This is a genomic window from Desulfosporosinus cupriresistens (assembly GCF_001707885.1).
Lineage (GTDB): Bacteria > Bacillota > Desulfitobacteriia > Desulfitobacteriales > Desulfitobacteriaceae > Desulfosporosinus.
Window position 1 is genome coordinate 1 of sequence record NZ_MASS01000013.1, and the last position, 25,355, is coordinate 25,355.

The 25,355-nt window shown below is 40.9% G+C and carries 28 protein-coding genes and 3 pseudogenes; 6 read left to right on the plus strand and 25 right to left on the minus strand.

Going from position 1 to position 25,355, the window contains the following annotated elements; translation table 11 throughout:
• Positions 1-363: 363 nt before the first annotated feature.
• Together DSBG_RS07195 and DSBG_RS07200 are read right to left on the minus strand one after the other, a co-directional pair.
• The gene (locus DSBG_RS07195; protein ID WP_068963493.1) at positions 364-723 is read right to left on the minus strand and encodes a hypothetical protein; all 360 of its coding nucleotides are present in this window, start codon (positions 721-723) and stop codon (positions 364-366) included.
• A gap of 624 nt (positions 724-1,347) precedes the next feature.
• The gene (locus DSBG_RS07200; protein WP_176716206.1) at positions 1,348-1,560 is read right to left on the minus strand and encodes a helix-turn-helix domain-containing protein; all 213 of its coding nucleotides are present in this window, start codon (positions 1,558-1,560) and stop codon (positions 1,348-1,350) included.
• A gap of 105 nt (positions 1,561-1,665) precedes the next feature.
• Here DSBG_RS07200 and DSBG_RS07205 point away from each other — a divergent pair, with 105 nt between their 5' ends.
• Entirely contained in the window at positions 1,666-2,049 is a 384-nt protein-coding gene (locus DSBG_RS07205; RefSeq protein ID WP_068963494.1) for a LytR/AlgR family response regulator transcription factor, read from the plus strand.
• A gap of 202 nt (positions 2,050-2,251) precedes the next feature.
• Here DSBG_RS07205 and DSBG_RS07210 read toward each other — a convergent pair whose 3' ends face one another.
• From DSBG_RS07210 to DSBG_RS07235, 6 genes and pseudogenes are all read right to left on the minus strand, one after another.
• Complete coding sequence (locus DSBG_RS07210; RefSeq protein WP_068963495.1) at positions 2,252-3,004, minus strand: NERD domain-containing protein; 753 nt, start codon at positions 3,002-3,004, stop codon at positions 2,252-2,254.
• 107 nt (positions 3,005-3,111) lie between these two features.
• Positions 3,112-5,370: a DEAD/DEAH box helicase gene (locus DSBG_RS07215; protein WP_068963496.1), complete on the minus strand. Its 2,259-nt coding sequence runs from the start codon at positions 5,368-5,370 to the stop codon at positions 3,112-3,114.
• A 343-nt stretch (positions 5,371-5,713) separates the two neighbouring features.
• A pseudogene (nadE, locus tag DSBG_RS07220) lies at positions 5,714-6,256 on the minus strand (NAD(+) synthase); the annotation flags it as partial.
• Between the two features lie 27 nt (positions 6,257-6,283).
• Positions 6,284-7,633, minus strand: a complete 1,350-nt coding sequence (locus tag DSBG_RS07225; protein WP_068963497.1) for a nicotinate phosphoribosyltransferase — start codon at positions 7,631-7,633, stop codon at positions 6,284-6,286.
• A 23-nt stretch (positions 7,634-7,656) separates the two neighbouring features.
• Positions 7,657-8,322 (minus strand): cysteine hydrolase family protein, encoded by a 666-nt coding sequence (locus DSBG_RS07230; protein ID WP_083236766.1) that lies wholly within the window; start codon positions 8,320-8,322, stop codon positions 7,657-7,659.
• Positions 8,323-8,338: 16 nt separating this feature from the next.
• A complete protein-coding gene (locus DSBG_RS07235) occupies positions 8,339-9,244 on the minus strand; it encodes an NUDIX hydrolase (protein WP_068963499.1) in 906 nt (301 codons plus the stop codon).
• Positions 9,245-9,842: 598 nt separating this feature from the next.
• Between DSBG_RS07235 and DSBG_RS07240 the strand changes: the two genes are divergently transcribed.
• A complete protein-coding gene (locus tag DSBG_RS07240; RefSeq protein WP_068963500.1) occupies positions 9,843-10,313 on the plus strand; it encodes an AraC family transcriptional regulator in 471 nt (156 codons plus the stop codon).
• A 114-nt stretch (positions 10,314-10,427) separates the two neighbouring features.
• On the opposite strand, the gene rnhA is transcribed toward DSBG_RS07240, so the two are convergent.
• From rnhA to DSBG_RS07275, 8 genes are all read right to left on the minus strand, one after another.
• Positions 10,428-10,946 carry a ribonuclease HI gene (gene rnhA, locus DSBG_RS07245; protein WP_176716207.1) on the minus strand — a complete coding sequence of 173 codons (519 nt, stop codon included), beginning with the start codon at positions 10,944-10,946 and terminating at the stop codon, positions 10,428-10,430.
• A 562-nt stretch (positions 10,947-11,508) separates the two neighbouring features.
• Entirely contained in the window at positions 11,509-12,462 is a 954-nt protein-coding gene (locus DSBG_RS07250; protein ID WP_068963501.1) for an Rpn family recombination-promoting nuclease/putative transposase, read from the minus strand.
• Positions 12,463-13,066: 604 nt separating this feature from the next.
• Positions 13,067-14,263: an MFS transporter gene (locus DSBG_RS07255; protein ID WP_207647221.1), complete on the minus strand. Its 1,197-nt coding sequence runs from the start codon at positions 14,261-14,263 to the stop codon at positions 13,067-13,069.
• A 587-nt stretch (positions 14,264-14,850) separates the two neighbouring features.
• A complete protein-coding gene (locus tag DSBG_RS24000) occupies positions 14,851-14,982 on the minus strand; it encodes a hypothetical protein (protein ID WP_282434201.1) in 132 nt (43 codons plus the stop codon).
• Positions 14,983-15,077: 95 nt separating this feature from the next.
• A complete protein-coding gene (locus tag DSBG_RS07260; RefSeq protein ID WP_068963502.1) occupies positions 15,078-15,644 on the minus strand; it encodes a hypothetical protein in 567 nt (188 codons plus the stop codon).
• 149 nt (positions 15,645-15,793) lie between these two features.
• Complete coding sequence (locus tag DSBG_RS07265; RefSeq protein WP_068963503.1) at positions 15,794-16,051, minus strand: hypothetical protein; 258 nt, start codon at positions 16,049-16,051, stop codon at positions 15,794-15,796.
• Positions 16,052-16,221: 170 nt separating this feature from the next.
• Positions 16,222-16,680, minus strand: a complete 459-nt coding sequence (locus DSBG_RS07270) for a phospholipase D-like domain-containing protein (RefSeq protein ID WP_068963504.1) — start codon at positions 16,678-16,680, stop codon at positions 16,222-16,224.
• 149 nt (positions 16,681-16,829) lie between these two features.
• Positions 16,830-17,135, minus strand: a complete 306-nt coding sequence (locus tag DSBG_RS07275) for a helix-turn-helix domain-containing protein (protein ID WP_068963505.1) — start codon at positions 17,133-17,135, stop codon at positions 16,830-16,832.
• Positions 17,136-17,280: 145 nt separating this feature from the next.
• Between DSBG_RS07275 and DSBG_RS07280 the strand changes: the two genes are divergently transcribed.
• Both DSBG_RS07280 and DSBG_RS07285 read left to right on the plus strand, forming a co-directional pair.
• Positions 17,281-17,517, plus strand: a complete 237-nt coding sequence (locus DSBG_RS07280; RefSeq protein WP_068963564.1) for a helix-turn-helix domain-containing protein — start codon at positions 17,281-17,283, stop codon at positions 17,515-17,517.
• Complete coding sequence (locus tag DSBG_RS07285) at positions 17,495-17,713, plus strand: hypothetical protein (RefSeq protein WP_068963506.1); 219 nt, start codon at positions 17,495-17,497, stop codon at positions 17,711-17,713. Before DSBG_RS07280 ends, DSBG_RS07285 begins: the two co-directional genes overlap by 23 nt.
• A gap of 577 nt (positions 17,714-18,290) precedes the next feature.
• Here the strand turns inward: DSBG_RS07285 and DSBG_RS07290 are convergent.
• The 9 genes and pseudogenes from DSBG_RS07290 to DSBG_RS22975 all read right to left on the minus strand — a co-directional run bounded on the left by DSBG_RS07290 (position 18,291) and on the right by DSBG_RS22975 (position 22,756).
• Positions 18,291-18,773, minus strand: coding sequence for a GNAT family N-acetyltransferase (locus tag DSBG_RS07290; protein WP_068963507.1), 483 nt, complete (start codon positions 18,771-18,773; stop codon positions 18,291-18,293).
• A 283-nt stretch (positions 18,774-19,056) separates the two neighbouring features.
• On the minus strand, positions 19,057-19,371 hold the full coding sequence (locus DSBG_RS07295) for a hypothetical protein (RefSeq protein ID WP_068963508.1): 315 nt from the start codon (positions 19,369-19,371) through the stop codon (positions 19,057-19,059).
• A gap of 98 nt (positions 19,372-19,469) precedes the next feature.
• Positions 19,470-19,637: a hypothetical protein gene (locus DSBG_RS21700; RefSeq protein ID WP_282434203.1), complete on the minus strand. Its 168-nt coding sequence runs from the start codon at positions 19,635-19,637 to the stop codon at positions 19,470-19,472.
• 33 nt (positions 19,638-19,670) lie between these two features.
• Positions 19,671-19,874: pseudogene (locus DSBG_RS23630) on the minus strand (pentapeptide repeat-containing protein); the annotation flags it as partial.
• Positions 19,875-20,069: 195 nt separating this feature from the next.
• Positions 20,070-21,125, minus strand: a complete 1,056-nt coding sequence (locus DSBG_RS07300) for an NADH:flavin oxidoreductase (protein WP_242877459.1) — start codon at positions 21,123-21,125, stop codon at positions 20,070-20,072.
• Positions 21,126-21,162: 37 nt separating this feature from the next.
• A complete protein-coding gene (locus DSBG_RS07305; RefSeq protein ID WP_068963510.1) occupies positions 21,163-21,819 on the minus strand; it encodes an NAD-dependent epimerase/dehydratase family protein in 657 nt (218 codons plus the stop codon).
• 83 nt (positions 21,820-21,902) lie between these two features.
• A complete protein-coding gene (locus tag DSBG_RS07310) occupies positions 21,903-22,199 on the minus strand; it encodes an ArsR/SmtB family transcription factor (protein WP_068963511.1) in 297 nt (98 codons plus the stop codon).
• 188 nt (positions 22,200-22,387) lie between these two features.
• Positions 22,388-22,519, minus strand: a pseudogene (locus tag DSBG_RS24290) (DUF3298 domain-containing protein); the annotation flags it as partial.
• Between the two features lie 81 nt (positions 22,520-22,600).
• Positions 22,601-22,756, minus strand: coding sequence for a hypothetical protein (locus DSBG_RS22975; protein WP_176716208.1), 156 nt, complete (start codon positions 22,754-22,756; stop codon positions 22,601-22,603).
• Positions 22,757-22,858: 102 nt separating this feature from the next.
• Here DSBG_RS22975 and DSBG_RS07315 point away from each other — a divergent pair, with 102 nt between their 5' ends.
• Together DSBG_RS07315 and DSBG_RS07320 are read left to right on the plus strand one after the other, a co-directional pair.
• Entirely contained in the window at positions 22,859-23,254 is a 396-nt protein-coding gene (locus tag DSBG_RS07315) for a BlaI/MecI/CopY family transcriptional regulator (RefSeq protein WP_068963512.1), read from the plus strand.
• A gap of 18 nt (positions 23,255-23,272) precedes the next feature.
• Positions 23,273-25,255, plus strand: coding sequence for a M56 family metallopeptidase (locus DSBG_RS07320; protein WP_068963513.1), 1,983 nt, complete (start codon positions 23,273-23,275; stop codon positions 25,253-25,255).
• The last annotated feature ends 100 nt before the right edge of the window (positions 25,256-25,355 follow it).

Here is a 25,355-nt window from a genome sequence, read left to right on the forward strand (position 1 = left end):
CGATTTGCCAGTTCGGTGATCGTTACCTTTCTTCTCTTAAAGAAACTTTCCGAAAGCGCGCAAAATCAGAAAGCATGTGACATTCCTTAACATTTTTTATTGCACCCGCACCAACACAATCCGTCTGGATTCAAGCTGATTTCAAGCTGATTTCAAGCTAATCAGCATCCACAATTAATTGCCCTCCTATCATTTACCCGGTCTTGCGAGTATGCGGGTTTCCAGCCAAAATTTATGGCTAAATAACCAAATTGCAACCTGAATGAACGCTTCCCTTACTTTTTCGTTTCTATAAACTCTGTAGGATCAAGTAGTATAACATAGGTTCTCGGGAAGGTAAATTTTACTATAGTTCTTGGGATATTATAAATAATCATCAAAGCTCTCAAAAGAAATCTTACGGCTCTCAACTTGGTTTCGGTCAATTTTGTAACAACCGTTTATGGGCTGTAATGTGTTAAAGAACCTTGGTCCTAGTATGAAAATTTCTTCTGCGCCAGAATTAATGAGAAGAATAGTGGCTTTAGCATAGCTTTTTAACTCTTTCAGAACGGAATATGATAATGTCCAACCGATACGGCAATCTCCCGAATACTGAAGGACATAAAAAACTTCCCCGCGATTGGTTTCAATAACCGTTTTAGAACCTTCAAGATAAACTGGCTCCAAATTATTGTCCCTAAGTAAAGCAAAGATTTCTTCACGATCCAGCATAAATAACATCGTTCTTTCCTCCCCTATAATTTGATTTCGCAACTTGAGTTTGTGCCTTTAATTATAGGGAAAACAGAAAAACATTGCTATTTGCAAGTTGATAAGCTAGAGCTAGGGGATCCTAAAATAAAAATGGAAGATACATTATATTTTGTGGGAGATCATTATCAATTAAAATAACACCCATTACCCATTTATTGATTAGTATAAAAACAGGTGATAATACCCCAAATTCGTTCATAATTTGACCACAAAGTTCAACAAGCCTAAATTTAGCTCAAAACGACCAAAAATGGCACATTCTAAAAAACCCTTAACGAATTGGGTAAAAATATCGTTAAAACGTTAATTATTTACGTTTATTGACAAAAACTTTTTATACCATTAATTGAATGACCGCAGAAAAGGTATACCCCACTCTACCCCTTATGTACACGGAAACATATCCATTTTCATCGAAACCACAGCATATAGTGTTGATATGACTGGGTTAACACATTATATTGTGGTGTGTTTTCTATTGAGGAGAACTACCGTCTCCCGTGCAGCGTTTATTGCTATGAAGTAACACCAACGTGCCTCGAGGAGCCTACAATAACTATGTAATTACAGCAAGGTATATTTAGCTTCTCCTCAGCGATAAGGCTTTTTATTTTCTGTAAGCCCTACCAGATAGTCAACGCTGGTTTTATAAAACTGGGCAAGTTTAATCATAATATTCAGCGGAACATCACGCTCTCCTCGCTCATACTTGGAGTATAAAGATTGGTCGCACATCAAGTATTGCGCAACTTGCTGTTGGGTTAAGTCATGATCTTCTCGAACATCACGTATTCTTAATCGCATTATCATCACCAAAGCAAGTATATCTTAGGACGATTAGTCCTATTGACATATTGGACTATTTGTCCTAAGATTATTCCAACAAAGCCTGATGTTGGAGGAGATGTTTTGTATACGATCGGCATTTGCGATGACAGGCCATTGTGCCGTCTCTTATTGGAATCATTAATACATCTATTTGAAGAAAAAAAAGACGTTTTATTTAATATTTGCGAATACAGTAGCGGCGAGGAGCTTCTCGAAGAAATTGAGAAGCAAGGCTTGGTTTTTGACCTCCTTTTTCTTGATAACAGTATGAAAAAGCTGACCGGTCTTGAAACCGCCAGACAAATACGGCAATCCAAGTCCATGTCAGCGTGTAGTATAGTATTTGTGACATCAGCAGATGATCACGACCAATTCATGCAGGTCCGGCCTTTACAAATTGTATGCAAGCCCTGTACTCAAGGACATATTGAAGCTATTCTAGAGAAGGTTCTGACCGATCTCTAATTGGGGATAATCAGAACATGCACTTCATTCATCGGCTTGGAAATCATCAAAGGTCATACATACTTATCCCAAAGCTGGTTCAGGCCTTGAAAATATTGCTGATATTTGGTTTCTTTCCCGGTAATTTGATTTCAAACCTGTATAGTTATTTCTCAGCCTGTTTGCTTGTGCTCTATTTTCTCAACCGTCCGATAGCATTCTCCTAATTGGTAATTGTAAACCTACACTTCGGATAATTTTTACACCCCTTAAAATCTCCATATTTACCCTTTCTGGTAACTAACTCCCCACCACATTTGGGACAACTATTAGCGCTTATTTGGTTCGCCGCTTCAGCTTTCTTTTTATGTATTCCTTCGACATGCTGAGTTCTGGCTTCCTTATCTCTTACATTTAGAGCTAGTAATTTCGAATATATCTCTTCCTTTTGCTGCTCAGTAATGGTTTCCGTTGTAAACTCTTTAATCGTTTTAAGCAATTTCACTGAATATATCACCTTGGTATTTGTCTTAACCTTTAAATCAGCATCAACGGAAAAGACAATAATCGGCACGTAATTCAACTCTGGGTATTCTTGCAAATTCTGCTTCAGAGCCTGAATATGCCCATAGTTTTGTCTTATCGGATTGAAGAACTTTTCTTTACGTTTATAGATTACTTGTGTCCAAGACTCCCCGTGCTCATCTCCCAAAATCCAGCCCTTATAATTCTTTGTCTCTATTACAAAAATCCCGTAATTTGATACGACTACATGATCTATCTGGGATGTCTTCCCATCAACTCTCAACATTAGGTCATTTATAACCTTATATTTTGTTGGATCTAACCTCGTCAGAAACGCCGATATAGTCTTCTCCCCAATGATTCCTTTGATTTTGGCCTTATACAATCGATAAATAAAAACCACTAAAACCAAAAGCCACAAATACCATAGCTCCACGAAAGCCTTTATCATTTGAGTGTCTCCTCCCTCTTTTCATCTCTCGGCGTATTCAAAGCCTATAGTCTTTTTTTAAACCCTAAGCTTTTCTAAGCACGGCTAAAATCACTCTTCTTTAAGCTCTAAACCCGCTTCCTATAATACTCCTCCAGCTTCTCATCACACCGCCCAACAATCCAGTCCTTCTCCTCCAGCGTCATCCTCTTCCAAACATGCCGATTAAACTCCACATACTCAATATCCCGGCACCGGCTCATAAACCGCATATCCTCAAACCGCTTAAAGGGATTGCTAAAGATATTTCTCTCAACATCCTTTCTCGTATAACCGTCTTTGCAATACAGACTGGATTTCTTCTCAACAACCAGGCCGCTCTCTTTTCTAGCCTTATAGAAATCCATGAAGTAATTAACCATGTCCTCTACCCTAACTCTTCCCCTATCGTCAACGTGCTCAAGCATGGCCTTGATCAATACCGGCTTATAGGAGAAACTCATATCCATGGTCCTGACCATGTCCATAAACTTATCTTTCATATTGGCAGGATTGATGAGCTCCCAGCCGTACTGTTTAGCATAGCTCTCCACAGTTGCTTCCTTAAAATATTTAAAGCTCCTTCTATCCCCAAAGGGTACCTCTAAATCAGGGGTTATCTTTCCTTCCCGCAGGTACCGTTCAATGGTTTCTGTTTGCACATCAACCATCCTCACGAACTCCAGCTGTGATATCATCCCTTTCACTTCATCCTGCCAGTTAAAGAGATCAATCAGCTCATAGTCCGCTGCATTTACCGGGAAATCCAGAAAAACAGGAGGTTTTTCTCCTCTGGCGATTAAATCCCTGTCCAGCTCAAACTGTTTCCGAGAAGCAACAACGTACTCTCCCGCCCTATATTCCTTCAGGTTGAACATCCTATGCAGGGAGTAAGGCATGTTGAACAATCCGGCATTATCAATAAAATCAAAGACCATCAGGTTGTCCTTACCCGCGCACTTGCGCATCCCCCGTCCCAGTTGCTGAACATAAAGTGTCTTAGACAGAGTCGGCCTAGCCATGAACAACACTTCTGTTTTCGGACTGTCCCAACCCTCGTTTAAGAGATCACAGGCACATAAGACTTGGATATCCCCATTTTCATAACGATCTAAAATCCTCGCCCTTTCTCCTGACTTCATAGAACCGGAAACAGCCTCGCAATGAACTCCCATTTCCTTAAACAAGTCAGAAATCTCCTGAGCGTGATGTACGGAAGCACAGAACACCACGGTCTTCTTATCCCTAACATAGTTCAGATAAGTTTCTGCAATAAGCTTATTTCTCTCCGGCACAAAGAGCTTACTTTCTAAGTCCTGGGCGTAATATTTAATGCCATTGATTCTCACCGTGGAAAGATCCACATTGGTCTTAACCCGGATACACCTGATGGGAACAAGTTCCCCTAATTCCACAGCTTGCTGCAAATCCAGTTTATGGGCCACATTTTTAAAATCCTCCAGGATACTCTCGCCATCAGCTCTGTCCGGGGTAGCCGTGAGACCCAGAGTGAATTCAGGTTTGAAATAACTCAAAACCTTCCTATAAGTATCTGCCGTGCCATGATGACATTCATCGACGATGATATAGCCAAAGTCATTGGGTTTGAACCCTTCCAGATTTCTGGCCACACTCTGAATGCTGCTGCAGACAACATAAGTGTCTGCAACCTTTTCTTCAGCTACATAAAGACCTGTCTCCGCCTCGTCCCAAAGTTCTTCAAAGGTGCCTTTTGCCTGGGTGATTAGTTCTTTGGTATGAGCCAAAAACAGGGTTCGTTTCCCCAGACGTTTGGCATCACTGACGGCGGTCACAGTTTTTCCGGTTCCCGTAGCATGATAAAGCAGGGCGATACTCTCCCCATGCTCGCGCATGGTCTGAAGATTGTCTAAAGCTGCTTGCTGATGCTCCCGCAGTTCGATGACCTTGCCCTTCTGCTTAGGCAGATAATCCTCCAGCATTCTAAAAGCAGGTATTTCCCCCACAAAAATCCGCAGTTCGTCCTTAACCTTTTCCGGTTGGTGCTTCAGTTGGGTATAAACCCAGCGGTAAACCTTCCAGTTCTGATAGATCAAGCTGTTTTGCTTAGTGAGGTCATCATAATATTTATTAGAAGAAACCTTACTGGGGTTATGATAGGTTTCACCGTCAATCTCGATTGCGATTTTCAAGTCTTCACTTTCCAGTGCAAAATCAAGGGAACGTCTGTGTCCATAAATATCTGTGACCGGATACTGCAGAAAGAGATACTCCGCTTGATCCGGACCAAAGGTATCACAGAACAGCTCGACAAAGAGGTCTTCGGCGATGCTGCCCAGGCTGCCCTTCTGCTTGATCTTTTCTGACAATTTGCTTCAACCCCTCAACTGTCGCTAACCTCTTTAAGCAGGAGTTTATCCCGGAAAGCACCTTTCTCTTCGACCTTTTGCTTTCTGATCCACTCAAATTCCTGCCGGGATACCCCTTTATAATCCAAGATAGCGTAGTAGACCTTACGGACAACGTTTGACGTATAGTTACTTTTTCGCCGAACATTTATCTTTTCCTTCCACCATTCACCAAATCTTTCAAAAACTACGCAAAAGGGTGCCAGTCAGTCTTGCAAAACTGATTGGCACCCTTTCTCTTTTCAACTAATTTTGTCACTTTCTAGCGGATAAAATGGGCACTACTATGCGCTCGTGTGATTATTCAAAGAGTTGCTAAAACAGGTGACTCAATCGTCCCATAGCTATAAGGTAACTGCCGTTTGTGAGCGGTTTTGTGGTAGGCTTCTCTAATTCTTGCGATGACATCCGGTTTCGCGATACCTAAGCGAATATAGGTATCAATTTCTTGATAGGAAATCCCCATTTCGCCTTCATCAGTCTGTCCTTCCCAGAGCCCGGCTGAAGGTGCTTTCTCAATAATCTCTTTGGGGATACCGAGTTCCTTGCCCAGTTCCACGACTTCAGTTGCTGTTAAGTCAGAAATCGGACAAAAGTCAAAGGAACCATCGCCCCACTTGGTGAAATATCCCATCACAGCTTCCGAGAGATTATCGGTACCGGCCACCAAGTACCCCATTTCTTGAGCAATGGCATAAAGGGTGGTCATACGAAGGCGCGGTTTAATATTTGCCGAAGCCATCAGAGAAAGAGGTCCCCCCATTCCTTCTTTGAGGCTCTGTGACAGCGCTGAATAACCATCCTTCAGATTGACTTCGACTGTCTTAATTCCCAGTTGTTCAGCGACACGGAGCGCTGCTCCATCCCCTCACCCCTATTGAATTCGCTCAAGATTTGGGTTATCGCAAGGGCCTCGGCCAACTTTATGCACTTCCACCCATATTTCGTCTAACTTTACTCGGACAATATCCGATGTGTAATCGTTATTTGTTTCATCCGAGTTTTCCAGAAGTGAAGAACCGACCCCGTAAATATCAACCGGCACACCTAATTCCTCAAACATCGTGATTTTTTTGGCGTTAAAGCCTCCTGTAACCACAATCCGAACCGCATGGCACCACTCTTTAGCTGCCTGAATCGCTTCAAATGGAATATCCCATTGTTTAAAAGCATCATTGATCGCGTTGCGCAGTGCCCAGATTAAACGTGGATTTACGCCACAGTCTAATTTCTTGTCACCCAGGGGAGGAATTGACACATCTCGCATATTCCCCGAGGTATCTGGGCGAACGCCAAAGAGCTGATACTTTTGGGCTTCTTCCTTTTTACCCTCTTTTAAAAGGCTGCAATACTTGTTGAACATCCTTTTCATCACCCCAAGAGTGTCGCCAAGGCAATCATTGTGATAATCTACGAGGGCAATCCTGGGGACTTCAACCGGCATAATCCGCGAAAATTGCATCATGGTTTCGGCCGTATCGCCGAGGAAAGCCGCGATGGAGGCATGGGCTATTGTACCCCCGGCTTTCCCTCCCCACCAATCACCTTGATCGTCCGTAGAAACAAAGGTATTAGATGTCTTACCGTATTTCTCGTTGTACCCTTGTACTGCCAAGGAATAAGCATACCCGTGCAGCGCCTGCATTTTGTAGTGAACGAAACGAGCCGGAAAGAAGAGAATATCTTTCCCTTTCGCCGCTTTAAGAACATTAAAAACGTTCGTAGCTACACGTGATGCCTCCGAAAGAGCCCCTAGGATTGGAGTTTCCAGTAAGGCGAAATAACGGTAAATTCCTCTCACTTTAAGCACAGGCTCTACGCCCATGGGGTTTCCATCGTATTTAACGAATGTCCCATCCTCAACGACTTCGATCTCAAGAGTATGGTACATGTTGACAAAGTCACCCAGATCATCAAAATAACCGGTGCATTCTTTAAGAATCGTCAAAGCCTCGTCGACCCCAGCCACCAAACTATAGGGTTTCCGTCGAGTGAAAAATTGCATCTCAACGACAATATCACCGTTTTTTACTTGGGCCAATTTATCCTCTTGAAAATCTTGAAGGTCACTTTTGCCTGCAAACACATAGTCTTCTTCTGATAAAGTTTCGAGGATTTTGACGATATTTAAGAAATAGGCGTCAGAGTACCACCCTTTTCTCATCCGTTCAGTGTCAATTTTAAAGATTTCAGCCGGCAGTCGTTGACCATTAAAAACACTCATATCCTCTTCACTCCCCTTTCTATCTATTCAACTAACGTCGAGACAAGTCTCACGCCATTCGAGGACATATACATTAGTCCCAGCATCTGATAAACGTCGCCATCATGAACCTCTGGGATATCAAAGGTTTCCACGCCTTGGGTTAAAACGATCACCGAAGAGTCCCTGTTTCGACCGTCAAAATCTGCTTGAGCGGTTAGAACGAATGAGGAGATACAAATATCCGTGCAGTCGCCCACAACGATGAAGGTATTAAGATCAGGATGGGCATTCAGCCATTCACGAAACTCCTCTTCAAGATAACCATTGATTGAGTTTTTAGGAAAGACCCGACAAAGGCCTCGGAACTCATCCACGATTTCTGATTCCTTAGAGTTATACCCGCAGTGTATGGGATAGCGTTTGAATTCAGGACTTTCAGGGGTGTGACTATCTGCAAAAGCTACGATGGGGATACGACGATCGAGGCAAATTTGCATGACTCTCCCGATTTCAGGGATAAGCCCTTCAATTCGGGGACTGTAAAGTGCACCTTCCTTGGCAAACCCGTTAACCATGTCAATGACCACCAGAGCTGTCTTCGATTGGTCTAAATCGCCGGCCGATAATGCTCCCAGGTTGTTAAGAACATCCACTTGTTTGCTGAGAACTTGATTCGCAAGTCCTAAAAAGTCACCTTTGTTAAACACTGCCATTCCCCCTCACTTAAAAATTATCGTCCTCATCCCAATTGGGGTTAAATCGAAAGAGTTCAGCGGGTTTATGTGCCTTTCCCCTTTGAAACTCTCCGGTCCCGTTGACCATCTTCTCAATCTTTTGACGAAACTGGGCTTTATAAAGTTTTTTACCAAGAATAACTTCATAGACCTTCTGCAATTCGCTTAGGGTGAAGCGTTGGGGCATCAGCCCAAACGCAATATCCGTATAATCAACCTTGTTACGCAAGCGCTCGATGCTGTACTGAATGATGCGCCCATGGTCAAAGGCAATTCCCGTCTGTTCAACAACTTCTCGCCGGTACTCAATGGTAGTGCCTTTGACAATCTTGATGATCTTAATGACCGCAGATAACGTGACTTCATCACTCATCAGTTCAAGCCGTACCCATTTCTGCTGAATAAAACCATCTTGGGTTAGAGTTTTTTCTTTTTTAAGTACAGTATCTTTAACCGTATACCACTTGGCATCCGCTGCATCGTCACCGGCTTGAATATCAAACTTTGTGGAATCCAATAACGCTAAATAAGAAATGCTGATCACCCGGGTTCTTGGATCACGATTCACTTCGCCCCAGGTATACAGCTGTTCCATGTAGCTGCAGTCCAGGTTGGTTTCTTCTTTAAGCTCTCTGACGGCTGCCTGGTCAATATCTTCTGCAGGATTAACGAATCCCCCCGGCAATGCCCATTGACCCAAAAAAGGATGTCCGCCGCGCTTAATTAGCAGCACTTGGAGTTCACGATTCGAAAGGTTTCGTTGGTTGACTTCATCATCACTGGTAATCGTAAAAATCGCAGTATCAACAGTAACGGAAGGTCTTTCAAACTTCCCGGCATCATAGCTCTTGAGAAATTCTTCTGCTGTAAGCCCTTGATGGTCTCTTAATTCCATTGAAAGCACCCCTTAACTTACTTAGTATTAATTTATTACTATCTTTTGTTAGTATTATTTTAATACTATCTTATTGATTCGTCAAGAGTTAGTAATAAAAATATACTAACTATAATTGATTTCGCCGTTATGTCGTCGAAGGCTATCCCTGAGTATAGCCAATTTACGTATCAGGGACCGCATTTCAGAAGTCATTGAAGCAGGGGGTGTGACACATAAAGAAAACCCGGCTTCGCCGAGCCTGCGAAGGCGAAACCGTTGGTTGCACTTATGCTTAGACGAAGACACTGTCTTCGCGCGTATTAAGACTTCTTGCAGTATATAACGCAAGTTTATACTTTCTGGTAGTACAAAAAAGCCCGCGGAAAATCGCAGGCGTTCACATATAATTCTATTTCTTTAAGCGCGCGGCGATATGATATAAAACCGCCACCCGTTTTAGTACTATACTCTAAGGATTTGCCAGGCAATACTTGCGTAAAGATGGTGAAATTACTAGTAAAATATACAACTTTTAAAAATTAGTTTGCATTTCATTTTTAAGCATTGTATGGTGAAAAAGGACCGGTCACAATGTTATGAAAGAGGATACCAGACAATGAACATGAATATTGAAACTATCCAATCGTGCTCTATTGCGTATATACGACAAATAGGAGCTTATGGTGAGGAAAATATTCAGACTATGGAACAATTGAAACACTGGGCAAAAGCCAACAACCTAATGAACAGTAAAGCGGTGATTTTTGGCATTGCACATGATAATCCGCAAACAACATCACCTGAGAATTGTCGCTATGATGCTTGCATTCTCCTTGCTGATGAACACTTTCCGGCAGGCGCTAATGTACAGCATGGTGAAATCGCCGGAGGAAAGTATTCGGTTTTTACAGTGAAACACACAGCCGAAGCTGTAGAGCGGGCTTGGGTAGAAATCTTCCCGGTATTGTCCGAAAGCGGTTATCTTCCTGACACTACACGACCGATTTTGGAGCGTTATGCGGCTGAAAAGGTTGAGCAGCATCTTTGCGAAATCTGTGTCCCGATTTGTTGTTTAGCAATATGCTAACCTGATCTATCGGAACGGTTCCTGATTGCAACGACGTCATTCCGTCTACACCCTGGGAATTGATTTTAGTACGAATCAGATCTCAGTCTTTATTGAAAAACTCCAAAAGAGCGGTTAGCTAAAAAGGTCTATCCCGATTTGCGAAGAACCTTGAACCTCTTCTCTAAGGTCTTCCTCTAAATTGGGTAAATTCATTGCTATTGTTGCCAATTGGTCACAGCGCTCGTTTTCTGGATTCCCTGCATGACCTCGTACCCAAATAAACTTGACCTCATGTTTTTGGATCATCGCCCATAGTCTTTTCCAAAGATCTACGTTCTTGACCTCTTCTGTCTTAGTCCTCATCCACCCTTTTCGCATCCAATTAATGATCCATCTCTGTTCAATGGCTTCTGTCAAATATTTCGAATCACTATAGATGGTCACTCTGCATTTTTCCTTTAAAGCCTCCAGTCCTTTGATAGCAGCCATTAGCTCCATCCGGTTATTGGTTGTATTGGCGTATCCCCCGGATAATTCTTTTCTCTTGTTATTGTATAAAAGTACAACCCCATATCCCCCATTGCCGCCGGGATTGCTGATACATCCTCCATCGGTATAGATGTCAACTTGTTTCAGTTCTTGATCATTCATGACCGGTCAGCTTCTTTTATCAAGGCGTGAGCTCCTGAGCGTGTTTGGCCTAATTTTTTCTGTTCGATATTACGATGCACCGAATACTCCCCCTAGACTGTTTATCAATCCTTACGAACAACCTTTGACGCATAGTTTCTTTTTCGCCGAACTTTTCTCTTTTCCTTCCACCATTCACCAAATATTTCAAAAACTATAGCAAAGGGGTGCTTGTCAGTCACGAAAACTGAATGACATCTCTTTGCTATTTTCAAGTGACACTATGATAAAGCCACGTATATCAAACTGCGTCGAAGCTTTATTTATTGAAAGAAAAAAAGCCCGACTATAAAATCGGGCTTCAATTAGATCACTTACTCTGTTTTCCCTATGGCCTATAGAACAAAATCAATCCTTGCTCATGGACTCCAATAACTTCTGAAGATAATCGAGTTGTTCCGGTGACAGCTTTCTGGCTGTATCCACAAGGCGGCGAAGTTCCGGCTCAAGCTGCGGTCGTTCCTCGGCAAAAAATTCTGTAAGGGTACAAGAACTCTTGTCGTTGTTGATTCCTATATCCCACTCATCCTTTTAAATTTTTTATTTCTTCTTCCGACATACCTACAATGTCGGAGATTACTCGAATATCCAGTCCTCTTTTTAGCATTTTTTGAGCTATTGTAAGTTTACTTTCTTCTATTCCTTGTTCTATTCCTTGTTCTATTCCTTGTTCTATTCCTTGTTCTATTCCTTGTTTCAAGCCTTGTTTTAAGCCTTCCTCCATCCCTTTTTTCAATCTCAATTCTGCTTCCCTTATTGCTGCTTTCTCATCAAGGATTGCTTTTTGCCTTGACCAGTAGATTTCACGGATTCTTGGGTCATCACTGGATTTTTCCCACTCTTCCATGGCTCTATTTAAGACAGGATCTTGCATAGCGATCTCCTCCAAGGTTTTGTAGATTTCTTCATCTTCTGAACCTTCCAACAGGAACAGCCAGCGCACTAAAGCATCTTCCCAAGGACTAACCAGTCCTTCTCTCCACTTTACCAGGAGCTTGGGGAGTTCCATGAAATGTATTTCCAGGGCCTCGGTCAGCTCAAACCCCTCTTCAATTTCGAAAAGTCTAAAGACACTGTGATAGTTTCTCGTCTGTTTAATATATCTGAAATCCAGGATATTGATGGTTATAGTCTTGGCCAGCTCTTGATAGGCCATTCCTTCCCGCATTTGACGAGTATACATTTCGGCCCAGTAGAAAAGCGTCCGTTTATCCATATCATACCTATTGGCCAGTTGAATTTCAATATTAACTTGAATCCCCTCATTAGTCACTGCCCGGATATCTAAGACAGACTTTTTATCATCCTGATAGTTTTTGTCGAGTTCAGGATTTAATAATTGAACTGAGGTTATCTGATTGTCGCGGGGAAGTTTGAGCGCAGCATTTAAGAAGGCTATAAGAATTGGCTCATTACCCGTTTTGCCAAAGATAAGCTTAAAAGCATAATCAATTTTCAGGTCGATTAACTGTCTCATAAACCATTCTCCCCATACTTTCTTACGCTCTAATTATACCATAATATGGGTGCTTAGTATATTATCTGTACCTGGGACTTCTCACCAACGATCTTGACTAATCTCTCTTTCTTTCACCTAGGTATTTTGCGCTGTCAACTATTAGCTCAAAAGCTGACAAATCTTTTTTTGCAATACACTCCTGAAGCCCTACTGCGAGTCAGGCCAATCTCCTCTCGCCGTAATTTCCAGTAAGTGATTGACTTCATCATCCCCGCAAGGATTATAGAACTTCTCTCAAGATCCTGTCACTGGGCTTATCCCAAGGTCATTATAAACCCCACCTCAAGTGTGGAGTTAATGTTCAAATTCGGATTCGAATCCGAATTTGAGGAGACAAGCTGTCCGGATAGCTGAGCTGACCTACGTGGTGCGTCCACTGCTGTCATCCGTTCCCGGATCAGGCATGATATCACACTCCTTGGAGCTAATTTCATTCATAGAATATGTGAGCATGCTTAAGCTGAAAAATAGGCGTCTATTCATTTTGAAATAGACGCCAAGCAGTTAAAAATAATGTAACCATATAATCCCTGTGTTTTGGTTCAAAAATTAGCGAAATCTTTTAGTCTGAAATCTTCGCTTGACCGGCGGCTCTATCCCAACCGAATAATTTCACCATCCCGGCTGCGACTAACAGCATAAGCAACGAATAACCGGTCATTGCTGCCTGAAAACTGAAGTATGCTGCAATTTTAGTTATTATCGGGGGACCAAAAAACATCCCGACTCCCCAAAAGAGATAATATGCCCCGGAAATGGTACCCTTTAAAGAGTTGGGCACGATTTCATTTAAGAAGCCCATTGAGGCAAGATAAAAAACGCCCATTCCTAAACTGGCGACCGTCAGTGGCAAGAAGATCAGCAGGCCGCTTAAGAATGGAGTAATCATTATCCCGCCTACGGCAACCAGAAGTCCTAAAATCATCAATATATTCCAGCCAAATCTGTCCGCTAATGAGCCGGTGATAATTTGCGAAATGCTTATGGCCACATAAAACAAGGAAAAGAATAAGCCGATAGCCACTGCACTTAAGGACTTTTCTTGCAATAAAAACGTAGGAATCGTCGTGAGGAAAATTCCGTAACCAGCTCCATATAAAGTGATCCCCAGCAAAGAAATACAAGTCTTTCGCTGTTTGATCAATTTTAAGATAGTCTGAAGATCAACCAAGCTCGTCCTCGTTGCTTCTTTCTTCGTGAGAGGCTCCACAAGAAGACTGATGACAACCGCGCCAGCTAAACAGCCAAACGAGTAGATCAGAAATACCGCATTCCCGGTCAATACCTTCGCCTTCGCCAATACCAATCCCAAAACAGGCCCCAAAGTTAGGCCGAAATGGATAGCGGCGTTGTATATCCCCATTACCTTTCCCTTATTCATTGGAAATTTTACTGACAGTAACGCCGGAGCTAACGCCCAAACCGGCGCTTCGCCGACTCCTTGCAAGAGCCGGGCGGAAAATATCACGCCTGAACTTGTTGCAAAGAAAAATACCAATCCGGCTAAAAAACACAACAAATATCCAATGATTAGAAACAGCTTGAAGCCAAATTTATCCGACAAGCTGCCGATAGGAACTTGAAACAGTAGATAGGAAAAGGCGAAAGCCGAAGCCAGATATCCTACCGAATGCCCATTTCCATCCAAAGACACGACTTGTTGTGGTAATATCACAACTATCATGCCTACTCCGACCATCATTAACAGGACCGCGAAGATTAATCCCCAAAGGGTTTTATCCCGAAGCATAGTTACCATTCGTAAGCTCCTCCTTTTTACCCTTTTCGGCCGAGGAGGATGCCGGTGATATGGTATAAGTCAGGCAATCCTTACCCGGCTAAAAGAGATTGTTCATAGAATTAACGTCGCTTACAGGAGGCGGTGGCAGTATCCCTTTTAGCAAAAAGGCAGCTTTGACTTTAAAGTCAGACTCATAGTTTTTAGACATAAAAATCTCCTTTCTTGAAGCAAATAATGTATCCACCTATGAAGTGGGCTTTCCTTGACATTATAAGGGTTTGTTACTAGCGTACCATTCGAAATATATGTAATACTGGTATAAATGAAGAATTAAATTCAGATATGAATATTACAAGTTATTTAATTCTATAAAACTGTAGCTGAGGGCAGCCCGCATTCATCAAACGAAAGAGCGTTCCTATTTGGATGCTGCCACTCCGTTCCTCCTCGAAACGTTAGGTGAAGATACTACAGACTTCAACCCTCATTTTAATCATACGATTGAATTCATCAACCCGGTTAGCATCAGTTCGTAGGTAATCTATTTGCAGTTCAAACCTACTTGATTTAGTAACTCTTTCATTTGGTTCTCATCCAGTTCATGTTCAACTAAAAACATGCCACGATCGTTGCAAATCTTGGGGATGAAACACAATTTCGTTAACTATAATCCCCTGAGCAACGATGGCTTCCTCATAAGTGTCACATGCAACATAATTAGTATATACCTGAATCATTTTGTAAACTCCTTCGCGCTTTCTATTTATAGGGCAAGTACCAGCCCACCAAATTGAAATAGCCTGGGTTAGTCCTTCTTATGATTTTAGATTGTTTAAAATAAAAGTTGCTCTTCGGTGATATATTCCTTCATCTCATCTTTTACCAGTTGGACATTCTTCTGAGATAAATTATTAAATAAGTTTCTTGTATCTTCCTCACATAGACTTACGATACGTTCAAGATCTTCTAAAGTTTTAACCGTAAAAAATTCGTTACCTGGGACGAAATAAATTAATGTCTTCTTCTTTCTATTAATAAGGTTTATGACATTGTTAAGCGTACCCTTACTTTTCCCATTCCAAATCATAAAACCGTAATCCGCTTCTTCTGCCATCCTTATATCTTTAGCAGCATAAAACTCAAACCCCTTAAGTATCTTTTCAACTTCTACGTTTACAACTTTCCAACTTCCTATATTATTTCTTGCTTTTCCTTGAGTTGCATATACAGATACATTCTGATATTTCATGCGAAAGAAATAATCTTGGACCGCTTTATCAACTCCAGCTGCGTCACCGACAATAACGTTCATTTGTCTCGAATAAATATTATTAAGTCTTTCCTCAACACGCTTATTAAGCTTAGAAATTGCCCTAGGTCCTGCTATAAATACTTTCATTTTGGATCACCTCGTTTTTGTCATGGTAAGTATATAGATATTCCTCAAATTCTGATCCTGTCTCAGTATTTTCACACATTCAGTTATGGTCTCACCCGTACTATATAAATCATCGATAAGCAGTAGTCTAAAGGGCCTCTTAGCTTTTTTTACTGCGATGATAGTGCCGGATAAGTCTTTCTGACCTCTATCCATATTTTCAGCCTGATCATTTGAGGTTTTTGTAGCACTTGATCTGTAAAACTAATATCTAAATACGTCGCAATCGCTCGAGCTATTTCCGCTGCGGGTTGGAATGGTCTCTGAATTGAAGGGGGAACAGGTAAGATAATATCCACGGATTTAAGTATTGACCACTGATCCAAAAAGGGAATGGTTAGACCCATAATACTCAGCAAATTCTTCATTCATTTGCTAATCCCTGCCCAAATCTATTCATTTTTACAGTATTCCAGAACCTATAATGATTGCCTATTGTGTGCGTACGACAGAAAGTGCGTCGCACAAAACGTTGGGCGGAGTTCTAATTCTATCATCGCTACCACAACAAGAATGAGAGGCGAAATACCGCCTCCCTTTACATGTTCTCTATACTACATGTCAATTCACTAGCAATATTCAGGCTATCAAGCCGCATGATACTTTCTTCTGCATTACCAAAACTCAAAAGATTAATGCTTCCGTACCTCACAAGCCTTTGGTCAATAACTGCATATTTTTGATGAATCTGTGATTTAAAGATAATGCTAATACCGGCATTTTTCATTATATCTACCGTCTCCTGTATCCTACTTCTATCCTTTTCCTTAAAATCTTCACCAGGTCGTGTTACCACGATAACTCTTACTTTATTTTCCAAGGCAACTGTAAGATATTTCATCATTTGTAAGGTTCGCTTCCTCGTAATGAAAGGGCTGACAATCAATATCTCCCTTGCTGCATTCATAACATCATTAGAATATACCGAAAAAAAATTATCTTTATCAAAGATACTATTGACGGACTCCTCCGCAATTGATTCGCCTTTTTCTTTCATAGATAACCAAATATTCTTAAACCCTATGCAAAAGGGTGCCAGTTAGTCTTAAAAACTGTATGGCACCCTTTCAAGCTGTAATTTTTTAGCCGATGTGGCCAGACTCACGAGGTTAATCAAGCACATACAGATTGTTTTTCAAGCAATAATCAATCCTTACTCAGCGATTCCAAGAACTTCTGCAGATAATCGATTTGTTCCGGTGAAAGTTTTTTCACGGTACCCAGCAGTCTTTGGATCTCCGGGCCCAAGACCTGTTCTTCTTCTGTAAAGAATTCGGCAAGACTAATGTCCAGAGCAGCACAAATGCTTTCGAGGGAACCCAGTGAAGGTTTTGAATCGTTGGCTTCAATTTTATAAATTGTAGTCGGATCCAGTCTGATTTTTTTCGCTAAAGCATTGGCGGAAATTCCGACGGTAGTACGAAAGTACTTGATTCGCTGTCCGTAATTCATCTCATCACATCCTGAATATAATTCATGTTCAATTATATCTAAATCACACAAATGTAAATATCATGATTTTAATTCACTTTATATATTGACATAATGAATATAATTCTATAATCTTTTGATTAGGGGTGGTATTATTGTGGATACAATGGCAAAGCAAATTAGAAAGCTAAGAGTATCACTCATATTGACTCAAAAACAGCTTGCTGATTTAATTCATATGGACGAGAGCATGATCAATAAAATGGAAAATGGTCATTCAGCAGGCTCAATCCAAACCCTGACCAAACTCGCTGCCGCCCTCGGTGTTAGTATTTCCGAACTGATCGGAGAACAATCCCCTGAACAGCAGGAGGAAAACGATGTCCAGACGAGACCTCAGTGATTTTGAGATCGGCTATGAATATGTCCGCAAGCGATATTCTATTTTAGCTAAACGCAGCCGCCAGGATTTATGGGCGCTGGGAATCGCTTATCTGCAGACAAGGGGGTCTAACGCCGAGCTTTCCCGAGGCATGGGCTTCTATTTCCTGGAGTTAGGAATTAAAACTCGCCTCTCTGCAATTATCCCGGACAATTAGATAACTTAGCTGCGCCCACACACGAAGACACTGTCTTCGCACGTACTAGCCTTCTTGCAGACACTGTCTTTGCACAAATTGCCTTTCTTGCAGACACTGTACCTGTATGTCCCTACTGTTCCTTTTTTGAATGTGGCCAGACTCATGAGGGTGAAATGCCTCATATAAAATGCCTATTCCAAATTGGACTTTGCTGTCCATTTTAGAATAGGCATAACTTTTCTTATCGCTGCCTTTTCATCAAGGATTGCTTTTTGCCTTGACCAGGAGCTTTGGCATTTCCCCCCATACTCGCCATTTTCCAGTAGAAATACCATAACTGTGTGATAAGTCAGTAACAAGCAATTACCTTTATGTCTTTATCCATCTTTCTGGTATTTTACAACAATAAATTTTACAGGAGGTTTATTTTTATTTTCCATATAACTTCCAGTAGTAGGGGGATTATGAAACTAGGTTTTTTCCGCCATTTCCCTAGCGTCATTGTACACTCATATTAGCTAAGTTATTCTTTAATTGTTTTTTAGTAAGGAGAGCCAAGTAAACTTCCCGGTTTTTGGATCACTGCTGGGCTGGTTCAAAAATAGTTTGGTATTGAATCTATTGAACAATATAAAAGTTCATTCCAGTTAAGATCGTTACAATATACCATGCAGACGCTTTTTTCGTATCTTTGAAATTTCGTAGGCAATATTTTAAAGTTAAATCGTTTATAGAATTCAGGATTTATATCTGAATATAAAAAAATAAAGGAGTCTTCTTGTTCTTTTTGGATGCAATTTTTTAACAATTCCGTGGCATAACCTTGGCCGGCGTAAATTTTTGGTGTTAATACAGACCCAATACCATATGCTTTTTTCTCAATAATATCCTTAAGTTTTAATATTATCAGAGAGCTGACAATTTCGTTATCAACATCTAGGACATACCTTGTACCATACACATCTTCCTTGGCATTATCGCTACAATATTGTTCAAACGTCCTGGTTTTGCTCCATTCCTTGTACCCTTCACTGAAGATAAAATTTATCTCTTGGGGTAGCGCCTGTCTGAAAATCATCGTAATAGTCTCCTTTTTGATGGGCAATTATTTAGAACATGGTTTTATCATAGCAAATATTCCTTCGGGAGGACTTCTTCGCCAAACTTCTCGCTTTTCCTTCTACCGATCACCAAATATTTATTCAGTAGATCATCGTATGCCGGGTGTAGGTCAAATTCGTCAGCAATGACGAATTTGGATTGTTGTCTATGGGCCCTTGCTACACGAAGGCAAAGAAATCGAAAACACTGCGAGGCAACTAAAAAGCACCAGCGAATTGCGCGGGTGCTTTGTCTTATATTTATAGATTGGCAGTTTTTTTCTCTAAAGCCTTAATTCTGCTCTCATAGTCGTTAAAACTATTATCAGCAGCAATAACGAATGACTTAATTATTTGTAAATCTGATTTTACTTTCTTCATATCAGATTCTAATGATTTCTGTCCATTTTCTAGTACCTTCAGTCCATTTTCTAGTACTTTCTGTCCCTCTTCTAGTACTTTCTGTCCTTCTTCTACTTTGCCCAACCTATTTTCAATAATCCGCTGTCCCTCAGCCAGGGTTTTGAACATATCCCGAACTTCTTCAAGTATTACACCCACCTGATTTTCATTCATAAGTTCACCGCCTTATATAGGTTCTAGCCTTTTTATTATACCATAAGTGCGTTTTGCAAAGGGTAATATATTTAGTAACATCTGGGATCTGTTGGTTCCTAGTCTTTAGGATTATAACAGTATATTGTTGCCAGCACACCTGTAAGAGACATACCGATGGTGTATGGTAGAGCCAATTTCACCATCTCCATGTAAGACAGACGAATCAGGGGAGCAAGTGCCGAGGTCAACAGGAACAGGAACGCCGCCTGACCGTTTGTATATATTTGCCCGTAGCAACCAAGGTTTTCTTCCGAAAATTACCTCTTAATGATAAGTCCTAATAATTTTGAAAATGATATTACTTGTTCAGGGGAAACAATACAGCCATCCAGATCAGCCACGGTAACCCCTAAGCCCTCTATCTTACAACTGCTTAAATCAATTCCCTTTAGACTTGCTCCTGACATTCCAGTTTGTTGTAGATTAGAATTGTGAAACCCGACTTTTGAAAATTTAGCTTTGTAGAAGTCAGCACTTCAAAGAGAACTATTCTTAAAATCAACCTGTTTACAATCCAAAAAACGGAATGCTACGTATTTCCCTACCAATGCATCAGACTTGTGGATATTTCAAATACCTCGCCAATACGTGAAGTACCAAAGAAAATAGGAAGTGCCTTATCTATAAAAGGGTATTGTTTGTGAACGTAAGATACGTTAAAGATTCTGATTTAAGATACAGCTTCCGGCATTTTCATGGTTCAAACATGCATTACAACTTACGCATCGCGTCCTCTTTGAAAAATCTTTTTCGTAGTGAATTGGCAGATTGGGTTCTGATAGAAAAGGACGAGCCATGCCAAAGTATCCTATATTAGTGCTATTGAGTAACTGCTCCATTTGTGTATAATCGCGATTTCCACCAGTTAGAACGACAACCACTTTATTTTCTTCAGATATCATCGCCGCTTCATTTTTGAAATATGCGGTCTTATCTTTCGATCGATCCATCCAGTTTCCGCTAACCTCAATGGCGTTTACACCTAATTTTGTTAGCTCAGCACAGATATAACGGAAATCATCCAAAGATATTCCCCTTTCGATACCATCCGTACAGTTAATCTTAATCCAAATAGGATAGTCATTTCCTACCGCTTCCCTCACAACTGAGTAGGTTTCCAGTATCATTCTCCCACGGTTCTCAATAGATCCCCCATAAATATCGCTTCGGTGATTATAATAGGGCGTTAAGAATTGACTAAGAAGAAATCCGTGTGCTGCGTGAAGTTCAATTCCATCAAATCCTGCTTTTTGGGCACGAACGGCGGCTTGCGCGAATTTATTCTGGACATCTTTGATTTCACTGAGGCTCATTTCTTGCGGCACAATTCCGTTATTGAGATTTGCCACTGCGCTTGGCCCAAGGATAGGACGAACTCCAGGATCACCCATGACATAGGAACCTATATATACCAGTTGGAGAATGATATTAGCCTCATAAGCATGTACGGTATCGATCAGCTCTTTATACTCGTCAACAAATGAGTTGGCATACATGGCCGGTATATTAAATGATCCTTCTGTTTCATCTACTAGCGTGAACCCTGTAATAATAGTCCCCACTCCGCCCTTAGCAAGAGTTTCATATTTCTTCAGCATGTTTTTTGTCAGATGACCTCCAGCCTCCACAAAATCACCAACAGCAGCAGAAACAAAGCGGTTTTTAAGAGCCATACTTCCAATTTGCGTCGAATCTAATAATGTTTTCATCATAATCACTCCTATTATATTTATTGTTCAAAATTTACCGTTATAAACGAATGTCCTTACTTTCGATAATAGAAGTTTGAGCGCCTTGTTTAGCTACTTTGATCATCGTCCGTCCCAATATTTCTGTTGTTGTAACATATTGCGGGAAAAGCCTCTTCAATATAGGATAGAAAATGCCCAGCACACGATACAGCACCCGATATAACTTAGTTCTCGATACAATACCACTACACGGCTGAATGAATGCTGGGCGAAACATATAGGCAGCCTTGAACGGCAAGCGTAGCAATGCGTTTTCAGTTTTGCCCTTTACTCTTGCCCACATGACACGTCCTTGCTCGGTACTATCGGTACCTGATCCTGATACATAAATAAACGTCATTTCGGTATTAAGTTTAACCAGTGTTTGCGCTACCGCCCTTGTGATATCATAGGTCACTCGCTGATACTCTTGTTCTTTCATACCGACTGAACTAACTCCGAGACAGAAAAAACACGCTTCATAGCCCGCAAGATCACCTTCAATTGCCGACAAATTTAGCAAGTCTTTGTGTAGAATCTCGTTCAGCTTTTCATGCTGAAGCCCGGTCACACTGCGTCCCACCGTCAGAACATCATCAACTTCGGCATCAAGTAGACACTCCTGTAAGACACCTCTGCCGATCATACCGGTGGCACCGAAAATTATAACTTTCATTATATTTTTTTTCTCCTATACATCACAATTCTTCATTTTTACAACTATCGAAACGTAATTTAAAAAAATGAAGCCGCAGTTGACTATTTATGTTTTAATGTCAACATCCTGCTAACTTCGTCAACGAGTTCTTCATTGATCTTGCAAACTAAAAATTTGCCCCTTTTTTCAGTGGTAATCAGCTCAGCATTCGCGAGTTCCTTTATATGGTGCGAAATTGTTGGCGCACCAATGTTCAGGCAATCGATGATGTCTGTAATAAAACATTCAGACCCGCTTTGAAAACCAGCCTCGTGTGCTTCGGCAATTTTCAGGTACAATTCTAATCGATTTGGATGCGAAAGTGCTTTAAATATCTTGGCAACTTTTTTAGTATCCACTCTTATAGCCCCTAAGGTTATTTTTATACTTCGATATCTGTCGAATCAATAGTAATCCTCTATTGGAGTTTTGTCAATACCTTAGCAATATACCCCATAAGCGAGTGTTGGCGAGCGGGCCTTAAGGTCACTCACTGGCTCTACATTATCTAGTAAGTCTGCTACTCAATTCTTCTTAAATAACACTCTTAGAACAATCGTATTTTTGATGTTTCTATTTTCAATTTGTCCTTTATCGAATCAAGTGGTATTTCGAACTTAAATGTTCCGGCAGCACCAGCCCCCAATGAGTATTTGGGGTAAAAAACGACAAGGGACTTACCTGTTAGATACCCTTAATGTTGCCCATTCTGCCCAGGGTACTATTTTCTTCCGAACCATGAAATTCGCTGGGTACATACCTATATATCATATTTATAATCATTGTGCCGAATATATCTGTGATAACCGAATGGGCCTTTCCCGACTGGACAAATCATCATTACTGCGATGATGATAACATCAGGTAGCCAGTTAAAACATTCCCAGTCTGCATTGGCTGCAATTCTCGGCTGCACGGATGCTCCCCTTAGACCTAATAAGAACTATTTGACAAATACCTATTACTCTTGTAATATGTTCCTATATGGATTACAAAAGTAATAGGAGGTAGACTGGATATGTCTCAATTACCGCAGATATCGGATGCTGAATGGCAGGTTATGAAAATAATATGGGCTAAAGCACCTTGTACAGCTAATCAGGTCGTTGACTATTTATCTGAAGTTACTGCCTGGCGCTCCAAAACCATCAAGACGCTTATTAACCGGCTGCTCAAGAAAGAGGTCCTGGGATTTAAAATCGACCAACAGGATAAAAAAACCTATCATTACTATCCTTTAATTGCAGAAAAAGAGTGTGTCAAGGCGGAGAGTCACTCATTTTTACAACGCGTTTTTGACGGTTCACCTAATATTTTGCTTGCTAATTTCATTCGTGAATGTGAATTATCTCAACAGGATATCGCCGAATTAAAACAAATCCTTGAGGAAAAGACAAAGAAAAAAACAACTTGAGGAGAGGATTGGATTATTTTGAGTTTTTTGCTGCCGGCTTTCAGATGGATGCTTTTCTCATCAGCCTTGGCCAGCCTACTGGCGATTGTTATTATTTTACTTAAACTAGTATTTAGAAATAAATTGAATGTAAAATGGCATTACTATGTCTGGTTTCTGGTATTGATACGTTTATTGCTGCCATATGCTCCGGAGTGCTCTTTCAGTGCGTTCAATCTTTTAGGATTTTTTTCTGATGTACCTCACGAAGTCATCATGGCTGAACCGCTTAAACATATTGATGATCCAGTATTATTGCCAAATAATTACGGTAATCGACCGGATTTACATAACAGTGTATACGAGAATAATCTTCGAGGCAGCTCTGGCTTAGCAAACAGCAGTAGTAACCTTGATATTTACCTCTGTACTGTTTGGCTGTTGGGAGCGACGATCTTCGGTTCTTACACTTTGTTGAAAGGGAGGCGCTTCATACGCCAACTAAAAAGTTACAAGCTTTGCTCTGATGAGAATATCTTAGCTCTTATTACATCCTGTCAAAACAGTCTGGGTTTATCAGGCAACATCATCGTCCTCCAACCGGATAACTATAAAACACCTTCTGTCAGCGGTTTCATCCGGCCCAAGCTGCTGATGCCTGCAGGCATTGAAACCAAGCTTACGAATGATGAACTCAAATATATCATTTTGCATGAGCTGGCTCATCTTAAACGAAAAGATATATGGATAAATTGCTTAATAGGAATAATGCAGATTATTCACTGGTTCAATCCGGTTTTGTGGTATGCATTTTATTGTTGGCGTGAAGACATTGAAATAGCTTGTGACGCCTATGTCTTGTCCAGAATAGGTGCCAACCATGCTGACGACTACGGATGGTTAATCATTAAACTGCTGGAAGACTGTTCTCAGAAAAATGCTTATGGCACTATTGGCATGATTGGAGGCAAATCCCACCTAAAAAGGAGGATAAAAATGATATCATTATTTAGCAAGTATTCCTATAGATGGTCTGGATTATCTCTTGCGCTCATTATTGTCTTAGGTGCTGTATTGCTGACGAATGCCAAGACATCGGCAAATTCACCCTACTCATCACAAAAAACGATCGTTCAGTCAAGCAATTTCATGCAGGATGTGGAAAAGGATATTGCTGATTCATTCAATCTTTCTTTGGAAGATCTAAATAAGGTGGATGAAAAGCCCCTATATGGTCAACAAGAAGATCCCTATGCTTCTACCATGTTGGGTGTTTTGAATCAGGTCAGAAGAACCCAGGGCTACGGGGATATCAAGCCCAGCGTTTATCTGAAACAGGATGGCAAGAGTGGCTATATCCTTGCCAAAAAAGTTGACGGAATTAATTATCTCTATACGATTGCTTACAATCAAGGCTGGGCGATTGATAAAACCGACACCGTACAAGGTAAAGCTATTGCCTTAAATAATACCGGGGAAAGCGAAAAGAACTATTCTTCGCTCTCAGAGGCCCAGCTCCAAAAATATCTGGAAGAAAATTCTATATCACCGCTGGCTGTCCAAAACATTGGCAAGTATACGGTAGTGCTCTATAAAGTTGAAAGAGAATTACTAAGTGATCAGGAAAAAATAAATACCCCGGAAAGCATACGTAAGCTGACAAAAACAATCCTACTGTCATCTGATCAGGCTGAGAATATCATCAATTGTGGTGGCGGCAGTGGAGATGATAACTCAGATATTGTACCTGTATCCATCGGTTGCAGTAATCACGAATCAGTGCAGGGCTATATTGGGTTTTCTGAGGTGATCATTAACGACTTTGATATGTTGAAGCATGCTTACTCGGTGAAATGCTGTTACGAAAATAACATAACGACAACGACATTGGTTGATCATCATATTGCCTTTCTGATTCCCTTCCCGCAAGAAAAATTGGAATTAATCAATGCAATTGTCAGTGATAAAGATGGTAAAGTACTATTTGATAATAATGAATGGTCTAAAAACTTGTATAAATAATTGCTCCTGAAACGGGGGCTACCCTTGGATCGTTTTCAGGGCAGCCCCTTATAAACAATATACATTGTACCAAACATTTTTTCCCGGTTTCGACGTATAT

Coding starts and splice junctions, on each gene's coding strand:
- rnhA (WP_176716207.1), bottom strand. CDS start 10,946: ATGAATGATCAAGAACTGAAACAAGTTGACATCTATACCGATGGAGGA.
- DSBG_RS07265 (WP_068963503.1), bottom strand. CDS start 16,051: ATGAAGAATTTGCTGAGTATTATGGGTCTAACCATTCCCTTTTTGGAT.
- DSBG_RS07225 (WP_068963497.1), bottom strand. CDS start 7,633: ATGAGTGTTTTTAATGGTCAACGACTGCCGGCTGAAATCTTTAAAATT.
- DSBG_RS07235 (WP_068963499.1), bottom strand. CDS start 9,244: ATGGAATTAAGAGACCATCAAGGGCTTACAGCAGAAGAATTTCTCAAG.
- DSBG_RS07275 (WP_068963505.1), bottom strand. CDS start 17,135: ATGAATTACGGACAGCGAATCAAGTACTTTCGTACTACCGTCGGAATT.
- DSBG_RS07305 (WP_068963510.1), bottom strand. CDS start 21,819: ATGAAAGTTATAATTTTCGGTGCCACCGGTATGATCGGCAGAGGTGTC.
- DSBG_RS07255 (WP_207647221.1), bottom strand. CDS start 14,263: ATGGTAACTATGCTTCGGGATAAAACCCTTTGGGGATTAATCTTCGCG.
- DSBG_RS07285 (WP_068963506.1), top strand. CDS start 17,495: ATGTCCAGACGAGACCTCAGTGATTTTGAGATCGGCTATGAATATGTC.
- DSBG_RS07280 (WP_068963564.1), top strand. CDS start 17,281: ATGGCAAAGCAAATTAGAAAGCTAAGAGTATCACTCATATTGACTCAA.
- DSBG_RS07270 (WP_068963504.1), bottom strand. CDS start 16,680: ATGAAAGAAAAAGGCGAATCAATTGCGGAGGAGTCCGTCAATAGTATC.
- DSBG_RS07315 (WP_068963512.1), top strand. CDS start 22,859: ATGTCTCAATTACCGCAGATATCGGATGCTGAATGGCAGGTTATGAAA.
- DSBG_RS07195 (WP_068963493.1), bottom strand. CDS start 723: ATGTTATTTATGCTGGATCGTGAAGAAATCTTTGCTTTACTTAGGGAC.
- DSBG_RS07210 (WP_068963495.1), bottom strand. CDS start 3,004: ATGATAAAGGCTTTCGTGGAGCTATGGTATTTGTGGCTTTTGGTTTTA.
- DSBG_RS07250 (WP_068963501.1), bottom strand. CDS start 12,462: ATGAGACAGTTAATCGACCTGAAAATTGATTATGCTTTTAAGCTTATC.
- DSBG_RS07290 (WP_068963507.1), bottom strand. CDS start 18,773: ATGATTTTCAGACAGGCGCTACCCCAAGAGATAAATTTTATCTTCAGT.
- DSBG_RS07300 (WP_242877459.1), bottom strand. CDS start 21,125: ATGATGAAAACATTATTAGATTCGACGCAAATTGGAAGTATGGCTCTT.
- DSBG_RS07240 (WP_068963500.1), top strand. CDS start 9,843: ATGAACATGAATATTGAAACTATCCAATCGTGCTCTATTGCGTATATA.
- DSBG_RS07295 (WP_068963508.1), bottom strand. CDS start 19,371: ATGAATGAAAATCAGGTGGGTGTAATACTTGAAGAAGTTCGGGATATG.
- DSBG_RS07260 (WP_068963502.1), bottom strand. CDS start 15,644: ATGAAAGTATTTATAGCAGGACCTAGGGCAATTTCTAAGCTTAATAAG.
- DSBG_RS07200 (WP_176716206.1), bottom strand. CDS start 1,560: ATGCGATTAAGAATACGTGATGTTCGAGAAGATCATGACTTAACCCAA.
- DSBG_RS24000 (WP_282434201.1), bottom strand. CDS start 14,982: ATGATTCAGGTATATACTAATTATGTTGCATGTGACACTTATGAGGAA.